Below are 10,499 nucleotides of genomic sequence, written 5' to 3' on the forward strand. Positions count from 1 at the left end.
GCGGCGGTCGGCCTGTTCGGACCGGTGGTCACCATTGTGGCGGACGCGCTCAGCTATCTGCTCTCGGCGCTGGGCATCGCGGCCATTCGCGGCCACGAGGATCACCCTCGGCGCACCGGAGCGGCCCGGGTCCGGGCCGGCGAGCTGCTCGACGGCTGGCGGCATCTGCTCACCCACAGCGGTCTGCGGGCGCTCTACCTCAACCAGGTGCTCGTCAGTGGACTGATCATGGCCACGGAGCCGTTGCTGGCCGTGCTGCTGCTCGGCGAGTTGGGCTTTCCGCCCTGGCAGTACGGTCTCGCGTTCGCCGTGCCCTGTGTGGGCGGACTCATCGGGTCACGCCTGGCCCGTCGGGTGGTGGCGCGCTACGGCCAACACCGGATCATCCGCACCGTGGGAGCGCTGCGCGCGATCTGGCTGATCGGCCTCGCCGTCGTGCAGCCGGGCGTGGTCGGTCTCGCCACGGTGATCGCCGTCGAGTTCGCGATCATCATCTGCATGAGTCTGTACAACCCGGTGCTCGCCACCTACCGCCTTCAACAGACTCCGAAGGAGCGCGTCGTCCGCACCCTCTCTGCCTGGTCGATCGGCAGCGGTGCGGCCATCGCCGTTCTCAGCGCGCTCGGTGGGCTGCTCGCCGAGGCCACCAGCGCGCGCACGGCGATCACGGTCGCCGGGCTGGTGATCCTCGCGAGCCCGCTGCTGCTGCCCCGACGCCCGGACACCGAACGACCGGCACCCGAGCACGCCGAGCGGATCTCTACGATCGCGTGATGTTCCAGCCGACCTACCCGATCCGCACCACCCGCCTCACGCTGCGCCCGGTCACGATCGACGACCTCGACGACGTGTACGCGTATCAGCGCCGGCCCGACATGGTGCGGTGGATGCTCGGGGCGGAGCCGCGTACCCATGAACAGTCCCGGGCGTCGGTGTTGGCCATGGCGGGCGAGGACGCGTGGCGCGCGGAGGGTGACTGCCTGACGGTGGCCGCGGTCACCGACGCCGGGGTGGTGATCGGGATCGTTGAGTTGGTGTGGCGCAGCCAGGTGGACCGTACCGCCGAGATCGGGTTCGTCTTCCACCCCGACCACGGCGGTCGCGGGTTGGCGACGGAGGCCGCCGCCGCGGTGCTGGCCTGGGGGTTCGACGAGTTCGGGCTGCACCGGGTCTACGGCAGGTGCCACGGCCGCAACGCCGCGTCGGCCCGGATGATGACGCGACTCGGCATGCGCCAGGAGGCCCGCCACGTCGAGAGTTACCTGTTCAAGGGGGAGTGGGCCGACCAACTCGTCTTCGCGATCCTGGCGCACGAGTGGCGGGCCGCTCCTTGCGTCAGCTGATGCCCTGCTCAGAGACACAACTCGAGCACCAGTTCGTGCCGGATGGGGATCCCGTCGTCCTCCAGCGGAATGCTGGGCTTGAGCCGCCGGGCCCGGGTCACGGCATCGCGTTCGACGCGTACCAGGTCGAAGCCGCGCCGCTGATAGAAGCGCAACGCCGCCAGATTTTCATTGCTGGTCACCAACCAGAGCCGGGTGACGCGTTGACGGATCGCCTCGGCTCGCAGCCAGTCGAGCAGGGCGCTGCCCGCACCGATCCCCGGCTCGGTGGCGGCGAGCGAGAGGATCTCCCAGGTTTGGGCACCGTCGTGGCGGTAGGTGATCACCCCGACAGGGTTGCCGCACCGCTCGGCTACGGCGGCAGCGTCACCGGTGGCGTCCACCAGCTCGTCGTGCACCGCCATCATGGTGCTGCCGAACGCGTCGGTCAGGGCTTCGTCGACGAACGGCGCGTCCTCGGCGACCGCCTTCCGGACGGTCACGCGGGAATCCGATGTGTGCGTGCTCATGGGGTCGGCTCTCCGGGGTTCGGGGATGCTGCCGAGAGCACGGTATCGCCGTACCCGCGCGTCGCGGCGGCGGTCGATTGCCGCCGCGAGACGCGGGGTGTGCCTGCTCAGGCCCGGCGCGCGAGCCACTCCCCGTAGGCGGTGGGCGCGATGACGGCGTCGCCCTTGGCGATCAGGACGTCGCCGGGCGCGGCGGCGAACATGCCGGCGCTGTCGTCGGTGGTCACGGTGCGCTGGTCGTCGCGGGCGGCGAGGGTGATCCGCCCCAGCTCGTCGAGGGCGAAGACGTCGGGCCCGGCGACGTTGCGGATGCCCTGCAACGGCGCGCCCATGCTGACCTCGGCGACGGCCTGGGCCACGTCGGCGGCGGCCATCGGCTGCACCGGAGTGCTGGGTCGGCGGACGGTGGTGTCGTCGGCCGTCCAGGACAGGATCGCGTCGACGAACTCGAAGAACTGCGTGGCGCGGACGATGGAGTACGGAATCGGACCGGCCGTGAGGATGTCCTCCTGGAGGGTCTTGGCGCGGTAGTAGTCCAGGTCGGGCACCTGGTCGACGCCGACGATGGAGAGGATCACCGCGTGGCCGACGCCCGCGCGGGCGGCGGCGGCCAGCAGGTTGTCCATGGTCGTGCGGAAGAAGGTGGGTGAGGCCTCGTCGAAGGTCGGTGAGTTCGTCAGGTTGACGACGACCTCGGCGCCGGCGAGCCCGTCGGACAGGCCCTGCCCGGTGAGCAGGTCCACCCCGGTGGACGGCGACAGCGGCACCGCCTCGTGCCCTGCGGCCTGCAGGATCTTGACGACCTGGGACCCGATGAGACCGGTCCCGCCCAGTACGGCGATCTTCATGCCCATGCACCTTCCAGTGACGTGTGTGGTCCGGTGTCCGGCTGCGGAAACCTCGCCGATACTCGGACTTCTTCTGTCCGGGAACTATACTCGGACACACGGGGTCCGAGTAACGGGGTGACTAGGGTGACGTTATGAAGATGTCCGGCGGGGTCGAGTGGGCGCTGCACTGCTGCGTGGTGCTCACCGCCAGCCACACGCCCGTTCCGGCGGCCAAGCTGGCGGAACTGCACGACGTCTCCAGCAGCTACCTCGCCAAGCAGCTCCAGGCTCTGGCCCGCGCCGGCCTGATCCACTCCGTGCAGGGCAAGTCGGGTGGCTACGTGCTGACCCGCGCACCGGAGAGCGTCACAGTGCTCGACGTGGTCCGGGCCGTCGACGGTCCCGGCCCGAGCTTCGTCTGCACCGAGATCCGCCAGCGCGGCCCCTTCGCGGCCCCCGCCGACGCCTGCACCACGCCGTGCCCCGTCGCCCGGGCGATGTGGGCGGCCGAGGACGCGTGGCGGCAGGCGCTCGCCGCGGTCACCATCGCCGACCTCGCCCGCGACGTCGACGCCACCTCCGGCCCGGAGGCCCTGGTCGGCATCCAGGCCTGGCTGACCAGCGGCACCGGCTGAACCCTGCTGACCAGCGGCTCCGGCCGACCCGGGCTGACCGCGCTCAGCCGGTGTGGCGTACCTCGGTGTCCCAAATCTGCGCCCACGGACGCCGCAGCCCCCGGCACACGTGGATCGGGCCGCCGTTCTCGTCGTTGTCCACCTCGACCCGCTGATCCACCCGCCCGGCGAGCGTGCACCGCTCGAACCAGGTGCTCAGCTGGTCGGGGCGCTCCCAGCCGACGGCGATGACCACGTCCGCGTCGGCGGGCGGCCGACCGAAGTCGACCATGCTGTTGTGCCCGGAGTACGCGCGGGGGAGGGCCCGGTCCGGACCGTACCGGGCCACCGCACCGGCCTCCCCGTAGTTGGCGGTGAGGATGACCGCCCGCGAACGCTCCTCGGGCGGCAGTCCGTTGTGGACGGCGGCCAGGGAGTCGGCGAACGCGGGCCAGCCGATCGTCTCACCGGCGTCGTAGTTGACGTCGACCACGAAACCGGGCAACCGGTCGGCCGGCAGCACCGGCAGCAGCAGCACGATGTTGGGCAGCAGGAACGGCACCACACCCAGCGCGAGCAGCCCTCGACGCCACCAGAGCGACCCGCGCGACGCCCAGGCGACCGTGACCACCGCACCGGCGGCGGTCAGAACCAGCAACAGCGGCGCGTCGTAGTAGCCCTTGCCGCCGGCGACCAGCACGATGCCCACCACCACCAACCACGCCCAGCCCACCGCCCGGTAGGCCCGCCACGCCGGCCGGCGCAGCAGCGCGACCAGGCCGGCGATCCAGATCGGTACCGCGTACGGGCTGATGATGACGAACTGGAGGGTGAACGCGTCGAGCCGACCACTGTAGGAGCTGTCACCGCCGGAGATGGACGCTGCCACGCCGAGCTGTGGAAAGCCGTGCGACGCCTGCCAGATCAGGTTCGGCGCGGCCAACAGCACGGTGACCCCGGCGGCGGCGAGCACCCACCTGTCGCGCAGCAGCCGACGCGGCCCGGCGATGAGCACCCCGACGATCAGGCCCACCGCCAGCAGCGCCGGCAGCAGCTTGCTGAGCATGCCCACACCGAGCGCCAGCCCGATGCCCAGCGCCCAACGGCTGTCACCGGTACGCAGCAACCGCACCGCACACCACGCCGCGAGCAACCAGACCAGCAGGTCGACGGTGGTGGTGCTGAGCAGGTGACCACTGGCGAGCACGATGCCGGACAGCGCGGCGAGCACCGCCGCGGCGAGCTGCGCGCCCCGACCGGCGCCCAGCTCCCGGGCGATCGCGGCGATCAGCAGCACCGCACCGCCGGCCAGCAGCGCGGACGGGGTCCGCAGCACCACCAGGTTGCCCGGCGCGATCGTGTCGAGCAGCCGGGCCAGCGCCGGGACCAGCGGACCCTGATCGACGTAGCCCCAGTCGAGGTGTCGACCGGCGAGCAGGAAGTACAGCTCGTCACGGTGATAGCCGTAGCGGCCGGCGAGCAGCAGCAGCGTCGCGCTGGTGGCGGCGGCCACCAGCCACGGGCCGCGGGTGCGCGCGCCGGGCTCCGGCTGACGCTCCGGCGGTGGTGGTGACTGGGCCGACCGGTGAGGCCGGTCGATGCCGATCGCGGGCTCACTCACCCGCTCATGATGACCGGCGAGGTGCCCGCGTGGGTGCCCGCGCCGGTGCCCGGCGGCCTCCATGTGCAGGTGGCCCAACCGGGTGCGAAGATCGGCTTTGTCACTCGGACCGAAAGGACGATATGCGCTACCGCACTCTGGGCAGCACCGGCACCGTGGTGTCGACACTGTGCCTGGGCACGATGACCTTCGGCGCGGAGACCGACGAGGCCGGCAGCTTCGCCCAACTGGACCGGTTCGTCGAGGCCGGCGGCACCTTCATCGACACCGCCGACGTCTACTCCACCGGTGTCTCGGAGGACATCATCGGGCGCTGGCTGCGCAGCCGACCCGACGTGCGCGACCGCCTGGTGATCGCCACCAAGGGGCGGTTCCCGATGGGCCCGGGGACGAACGACGCCGGCCTGTCCCGGGTGCACCTCACCCGCGCCCTGGACGCCAGCCTGCGGCGCCTCGGCGTCGAGGCCGTCGACCTGTACCAGGCGCACGCCTGGGACCCGCTGACCCCGCTGCCGGAGACGCTGCGGTTCTTCGACGACGCGGTGCGCGCTGGCAAGATCCGCTATGCGGGGGTCAGCAACTTCACCGGCTGGCAGCTGCAGAAGGCCGCCCTACTCACCCAGCACCTCCACCTCACCCCGATCGTGACCCTGCAGCCGCAGTACAACCTGCTGGCCCGGGAGATCGAGTTCGAGTTGGTGCCGGTCTGTGAGAACGAGGGCATCGGCATCCTGCCGTGGTCACCGCTGGGTGGCGGTTGGCTGACCGGCAAGTACCAGCGCGACAACACGCCCACCGGCGCGACGCGACTCGGCGAGAACCCGCAGCGCGGCGTCGAGGCGTACGCGGGTCGCAACGCCGAGGAGCGCACCTGGCGGGTGCTCGACGCGGTCCGTCAGATCGCCGGGGACCTGGGGGTGTCCATGTCGGCGGTGTCGCTGGCCTGGCTGGCTGCCCGACCGGCGGTGACCTCGGTGATCCTCGGTGCGCGTACCACCGCGCAGCTCGACGACAACCTGACCGCCGCCGACCTGGTCCTCGACGCCGAGCAGATGCGGCTGCTGGACGAGGCGAGCGCCCCACCGGTGGGCGACTACCCGTACGGCGCCGCAGGCGTGCGCCAGCGCGCCCGCGACCTGCCGGCCGGATCGTGACGTCGTTTCCCGAGCCCACCGCCCCGGCCGGCAGCCGCGCCGAGGTCTTCCTGCGCTACCTGGACTACTTCCGCGAGTCCATGGTGGCCAGGGTGTCGGCGCTGGCTGAGCCGGAGCTGCGGCGCAGCCGGCTGCCGTCCGGGTGGACCCCGCTGGAGCTGCTCACCCACCTGCGCCACGTGGAGCGGCGCTGGATCGAGTGGGGCTTCCAGGGTCGGGATGTCGCCGAGCCGTGGGGCGACCGCCGCGACGACCGTTGGTACGTCGCCCCCGACGAGTCCCGCGCGGATCTGGTGGCGGCGCTGCGGGCGCAGGGCGCGCACACCACGGCCGTGGTGACGGCACACGACCTGGCCGAGATCGGTGCGCCGGGCCCGCGGTGGGACGGCGCGGACCCGGCGTCGCTGGAGCGGGTGCTGTTCCACCTGGTGCAGGAGTACGCCCGTCACCTCGGCCACCTCGATGTGGTCGCCGAACTCGCCGGCGGCCCGACCGGAGAGTGATGGGCTGATGCCGCTGTTCGCGGTTTCCCTCGCTCAATTGAGTCGGCGGTGATCCAGTCGAACTGCGCGGTGGGCGGAGGCCGTTGACGTTGGACGGTCGCCGGTGGATGATCCAGCGATGTCGCTCGGGTTGGCGAGCCGGGGCGCTGGCCCTCATGGGCAACATGATCGCGGTCATCCGATGGATTTAGGAGAGCGGATGTGTTGAAGTTCCTTCTCACGTCGGGAGGCATCAGCAACCCGAGCATCTCCGACGCGCTCGTCGACCTGTTGGGCAAGCCGATCGCCGAGTCCACGGCCCTGTTCATTCCCACCGCTGTCTATCCATTCCCCGGCGGGGCTGAGAGGGCGTGGAAGGCGATTCACGGTCGGGCCGACATTCCGCTGTGCCAGCTCGGTTGGAAATCCCTGGGGTTGCTGGAGCTCACCGCGCTGCCGACCATTCGAGAAGAGAACTGGGTCCCGGCGGTCCGGGAGGCCGACGCTCTCCTCGTCTGGGGCGGCGACGTGCTGTACCTGACCTACTGGCTGCGCCAGTCGGGCCTGGCGGACCTGCTGCCGTCGCTGACTGACACGGTCTATGTGGGGGTCAGTGCCGGGAGCATCGCGGTCACCCCGTACAACTGCGACGCCGAGTTCGACCTCGCGTTCGTCCCTGACGGCAGCGACAGGGCGCAGGACGCCGACCGGGCGCTGGGGCTGGTGGACTTCACCCTGTACCCCCACCTCAACCATCCGGAGATGGAGGACACCGAGCTGTCCACCATCCAGAAGTGGGCGTCCGGAATCCCGGTCCCGACCTACGCCATCGACGACAACACCGCCATCACGGTGGTCGATGGCAATGTCGACGTCATCTCCGAAGGCGACTGGAAACTGATCAACCCCTGACCGGGTTGTCCCCTCAGCCGCACCGGCCCCTCGACGTGGTCGCCGCGCTCGCCGGTGGCCCGGCCGGGAGCGTGCGGCCGCCGGCTCGATAATGGGCGGATGCCGCTGCTCGTCGTACCCGCGCTGCCCGCCGGCAGCCTCGCCGCCCAGGAGCAACCCCACCTTCCGGTACGCCCCGGGGTGGCGTTGCGGCCGTGGCGTGACGACGACGCCCCGGCCGTGCGGGCTGCCTTCGACTGTCCGGTGATCCAGCGATGGCACGTGCGTCGTCTCGACAGCGACGACGAGGCACGGTCGTGGACAGCGCAGTGGGCCGGCCGTTGGCGCGACGAGAGCGCCGCCAGTTGGGCGCTCGTCGACGCCGACGACCAGCCCGTCGGTCAGGTGGGGTTGCGCGACGTGCTGCTGACCGAGGCGTCGGCGCAGGTGTCGTACTGGCTGATGCCCGCCGCGCGCGGTCGAGGGCTCGCCACCGAGGCGCTGCTCGCCATGACCCGATGGGCCTTCACCCGGGGCGGGTTTCACCGGCTCGGGTTGGAGCACTCGACCGGCAACGTGGCGTCCTGCCGGGTGGCTGGGCGGGCCGGGTTCACCGTCGAGGGCGTGGCCCGAGGGTCGGTGCGCCACGCCGACGGCTGGCACGACATGCACCTGCACGCACGACTGGCTTAACGGGCCTCGGCCCAGCCGACGAAACGCGGGGTCAGGTCGGGCAGCGCCACGACGGCCGCGACGGCAGGTGCTCGCGGCGCTGGGGCATCAGACGGCCCGCGCAGCGGTCCGACGCCGCGCGGGGGCGGGCCGCGCGCCTCGCCGGGTGCTTGCCGCCGTACGCCCGCGCGCAGCACGAACAGTTCACGTCGGGCCACCGCCTCGCCCTTCGGGTCCAGTTGGTACGCGTCGAGCCAGAGCCAACCGTCGTACGTGTGCCGGACGCCGGCCGGCGTCGTGAGCCGGTGTGGTTCCGGCCGTGGGTCGACCTGGAACGTGAGGCGGTGACGCTGCGGTCGTTCGAGCTGGCGTGGGTGCCCGGGCTGTTGCAGACCGAGGCGTACGCGCGGGCGACCCTGGCCGGCGGGATGCTGGCGGCGGAGGCGGTCGACGAGTTCACCGAGGCGCGCATCGCCCGGCAGGCGATCCTCGCACCGGGAGAGGGCGGGCCTCTGCTGGTGGCCGTGCTGGACGAGGGGGTGCTCCGACGACGTGTCGGCGACGACCGCGCCCTGATGGCCGCGCAACTCGCGTGCCTGCTCGGGCACGCCGAGGCGGGCACCGTGCAGTTGCACATCGTTCCGGCGGACGCGCCCAGCTATCCCGGGCTCGACGGGCCGTTCACCATCGCGGACATGCCGGACGGTTCCCGGGTCGCCCACGTCGACAGCGCGGCCCAGGCGCAGATCCTGGATCAGCCATCGGACCTTGTTAATCTGGAGCGACGGTGGGAGCGGATCCGCGGCGAGGCACTGCCGCGCGGGCGTTCCCTGGCACTCCTCAGGGAAGCGGAAGCAGCATGGACATGACCGGCGCGCGGTGGCGGAAGAGCACGAGGAGCGGCGGCAACGGCGGCAACTGTGTCGAGGTGGCCGACAACCTGCCGGGTGTGGTGCTCGTTCGGGACACGAAGGATCGCGACGGCGCGACGCTGGCGTTCCGCCCCGAGTCGTGGCGGCGCTTCGTCGCGCAGGCCCGCCACGCCGGCTGACCTCGCTAGCGCACGCCGGTGGGCTCGGCCGGTTGCGGTTGCGGGGTCGCCGGCCAGGTGAGGCGGCGTACGCCGGGGACGAGCGCGGTGCCCGCGCAGGAGGCGAGGACCAGCAGGCCGGCGACGGCCAGCGGGACGGGTGCGCCGAACGCGTCGGCGGCCAACGGCGCCAGCGCGTAGCCCAGCGGCATGGCGCCCAGCGACACCAGCCAGTCGTACGAGGTGACCCGGGCCAGCACCTCCGGCGGGAAGTGGTGCTGCACGACTGTCTCCCACACCGGGTTGAGGTAACCGAGGGCGGTCAGCGCCACCGCGTAGGCGGCGATCACCACGGGGGCGGGCGCGGCGACGGCGAGCAGGAACAGCGGCGCGGCGTAGCAGGCCAGGCCGAGGTTGGCCAGCAGCACCGGCCGGTGCAGCCGGACCCGCCCGGCCAGCAGCGACCCGGTGAGCATGCCGATCGCGCCGGCCTGCAACAGCAGCACCCAGGTCGCCTCGCCGCCGAGTCGGTCGATGGCGACGGCCGGGCCGAGGGTCATCAGCACGGCGGCGGCGCCGTTCCACACGCCGTGCCCGAGCAGGCTGGTCCAGAACCAGTCGCGGGCGCGTACCTCGCCGAAGCCGTGCCGCAGGTCGGCGAGGACGGAACGGCGGGGCACCGGCACGTGGCGGACCCGCACCAGCGCGAGCAGCGCGGCGCTGAGCGCGAACGACGCACCGTCGAGGATGAACGCCCAGCCGGGCCCGGCGGCCCAGATCAGCGCGCCGGCCAGCGCCGGCCCGGCGAGGCGACTGGTGTTGGCGGTGATCCCCATCAGGGCATTGGCCCGCTGCCGGTCGGCCGGTTCGACGGTGCCGGCGACCAGCGGAGACGCTGTCGGAATGGCGAAGGCCGAGGCGACGCCGCCCAGCGCCGACGCCACCACGACGGTGCTCAGCGACGGGTCGCCGCCGAGCAGCTCGACGCCGACCGCGATCTGGGCAGCGCAGCGGACCAGGTCGGCCAGCAGGGCGACCCGGCGGGCGTCGAACCGGTCGGCCACGACACCACCGAACGGCAGCAGGAGCAGCCGGGGGACAACGGCGGCGGCGAGGACGACGGCCAGCGCGCCGGTGGAGCCGGTGGCGCGCAGCACGGCCAGCGCCAGCGCGGCGGGCACCACCGCGTCGCCGATGGCGGAGATGCTGCGACCCAGGAACAGCAGCCGGAAGGAGTGGTTGCGCAGGGGGTGAGCCATGACCCGGAGCATAGTTCGACATCGAATATTTCGGCAACGAATATTTTGTCGCTGAGGTAAGCTGGCGCGGTGACCACCACCCCGGACACCGTCG

14 protein-coding genes are annotated in these 10,499 nt (G+C 71.9%); 9 read left to right on the top strand and 5 right to left on the bottom strand.

What is annotated here, in order from left to right; translation table 11 throughout:
- Nucleotides 1-774: MFS transporter (locus KBX53_RS10625; RefSeq protein ID WP_210858892.1), on the top strand; the 774-nt coding region annotated here is incomplete at its 5' end.
- Nucleotides 774-1,343, top strand: a complete 570-nt coding sequence (locus tag KBX53_RS10630; RefSeq protein ID WP_210858893.1) for a GNAT family N-acetyltransferase — start codon at nt 774-776, stop codon at nt 1,341-1,343. The genes KBX53_RS10625 and KBX53_RS10630, both read left to right, overlap by 1 nt.
- Nucleotides 1,344-1,351: 8 nt before the next feature.
- Here KBX53_RS10630 and KBX53_RS10635 read toward each other — a convergent pair whose 3' ends face one another.
- Nucleotides 1,352-1,825, bottom strand: a complete 474-nt coding sequence (locus KBX53_RS10635) for a GNAT family N-acetyltransferase (RefSeq protein WP_210858895.1) — start codon at nt 1,823-1,825, stop codon at nt 1,352-1,354.
- Nucleotides 1,826-1,959: 134 nt separating this feature from the next.
- Entirely contained in the window at nt 1,960-2,700 is a 741-nt protein-coding gene (locus KBX53_RS10640; protein ID WP_210858897.1) for an SDR family oxidoreductase, read from the bottom strand.
- A 134-nt stretch (nt 2,701-2,834) separates the two neighbouring features.
- Between KBX53_RS10640 and KBX53_RS10645 the strand changes: the two genes are divergently transcribed.
- Nucleotides 2,835-3,317 carry an Rrf2 family transcriptional regulator gene (locus tag KBX53_RS10645; RefSeq protein WP_210858899.1) on the top strand — a complete coding sequence of 161 codons (483 nt, stop codon included), beginning with the start codon at nt 2,835-2,837 and terminating at the stop codon, nt 3,315-3,317.
- Between the two features lie 43 nt (nt 3,318-3,360).
- Here the strand turns inward: KBX53_RS10645 and KBX53_RS10650 are convergent, their stop codons facing one another.
- Nucleotides 3,361-4,917: a glycosyltransferase family 39 protein gene (locus tag KBX53_RS10650; RefSeq protein ID WP_309140749.1), complete on the bottom strand. Its 1,557-nt coding sequence runs from the start codon at nt 4,915-4,917 to the stop codon at nt 3,361-3,363.
- Between the two features lie 122 nt (nt 4,918-5,039).
- Between KBX53_RS10650 and KBX53_RS10655 the strand changes: the two genes are divergently transcribed.
- From KBX53_RS10655 to KBX53_RS10670, 4 genes are all read left to right on the top strand, one after another.
- Nucleotides 5,040-6,071 carry an aldo/keto reductase gene (locus KBX53_RS10655; RefSeq protein WP_210858901.1) on the top strand — a complete coding sequence of 344 codons (1,032 nt, stop codon included), beginning with the start codon at nt 5,040-5,042 and terminating at the stop codon, nt 6,069-6,071.
- On the top strand, nt 6,068-6,574 hold the full coding sequence (locus KBX53_RS10660; protein ID WP_030327644.1) for a DUF664 domain-containing protein: 507 nt from the start codon (nt 6,068-6,070) through the stop codon (nt 6,572-6,574). The genes KBX53_RS10655 and KBX53_RS10660 overlap by 4 nt, the downstream gene beginning before the upstream one ends.
- 204 nt (nt 6,575-6,778) lie before the next feature.
- Entirely contained in the window at nt 6,779-7,465 is a 687-nt protein-coding gene (locus KBX53_RS10665; RefSeq protein WP_210858909.1) for a Type 1 glutamine amidotransferase-like domain-containing protein, read from the top strand.
- A gap of 99 nt (nt 7,466-7,564) precedes the next feature.
- Entirely contained in the window at nt 7,565-8,137 is a 573-nt protein-coding gene (locus tag KBX53_RS10670; protein WP_210858903.1) for a GNAT family N-acetyltransferase, read from the top strand.
- Here the strand turns inward: KBX53_RS10670 and KBX53_RS10675 are convergent.
- Nucleotides 8,134-8,334, bottom strand: a complete 201-nt coding sequence (locus KBX53_RS10675; RefSeq protein WP_210858913.1) for a hypothetical protein — start codon at nt 8,332-8,334, stop codon at nt 8,134-8,136. The genes KBX53_RS10670 and KBX53_RS10675 overlap by 4 nt on opposite strands.
- Before the next feature lie 57 nt (nt 8,335-8,391).
- Between KBX53_RS10675 and KBX53_RS10680 the strand changes: the two genes are divergently transcribed.
- Entirely contained in the window at nt 8,392-8,985 is a 594-nt protein-coding gene (locus KBX53_RS10680; RefSeq protein WP_309140750.1) for a DUF5753 domain-containing protein, read from the top strand.
- On the top strand, nt 8,976-9,167 hold the full coding sequence (locus tag KBX53_RS10685; RefSeq protein ID WP_130401096.1) for a DUF397 domain-containing protein: 192 nt from the start codon (nt 8,976-8,978) through the stop codon (nt 9,165-9,167). The genes KBX53_RS10680 and KBX53_RS10685 overlap by 10 nt, the downstream gene beginning before the upstream one ends.
- Before the next feature lie 5 nt (nt 9,168-9,172).
- Here KBX53_RS10685 and KBX53_RS10690 read toward each other — a convergent pair whose 3' ends face one another.
- Nucleotides 9,173-10,405, bottom strand: coding sequence for an MFS transporter (locus KBX53_RS10690; protein ID WP_210858905.1), 1,233 nt, complete (start codon nt 10,403-10,405; stop codon nt 9,173-9,175).
- Between the last annotated feature and the right edge of the window lie 94 nt (nt 10,406-10,499).

Origin of the sequence: Micromonospora sp. M51 (genome assembly GCF_018070305.1) — a bacterium.
Taxonomy (GTDB): domain Bacteria; phylum Actinomycetota; class Actinomycetes; order Mycobacteriales; family Micromonosporaceae; genus Micromonospora; species Micromonospora parva.

Bases quoted from the DNA above. Each gene is read 5' to 3' on its own strand.
- KBX53_RS10670 (WP_210858903.1), top strand. From the start codon at position 7,565: ATGCCGCTGCTCGTCGTACCCGCGCTGCCCGCCGGCAGCCTCGCCGCC.
- KBX53_RS10645 (WP_210858899.1), top strand. From the start codon at position 2,835: ATGAAGATGTCCGGCGGGGTCGAGTGGGCGCTGCACTGCTGCGTGGTG.
- KBX53_RS10640 (WP_210858897.1), bottom strand. From the start codon at position 2,700: ATGAAGATCGCCGTACTGGGCGGGACCGGTCTCATCGGGTCCCAGGTC.
- KBX53_RS10655 (WP_210858901.1), top strand. From the start codon at position 5,040: ATGCGCTACCGCACTCTGGGCAGCACCGGCACCGTGGTGTCGACACTG.
- KBX53_RS10630 (WP_210858893.1), top strand. From the start codon at position 774: ATGTTCCAGCCGACCTACCCGATCCGCACCACCCGCCTCACGCTGCGC.
- KBX53_RS10685 (WP_130401096.1), top strand. From the start codon at position 8,976: ATGGACATGACCGGCGCGCGGTGGCGGAAGAGCACGAGGAGCGGCGGC.
- KBX53_RS10690 (WP_210858905.1), bottom strand. From the start codon at position 10,405: ATGGCTCACCCCCTGCGCAACCACTCCTTCCGGCTGCTGTTCCTGGGT.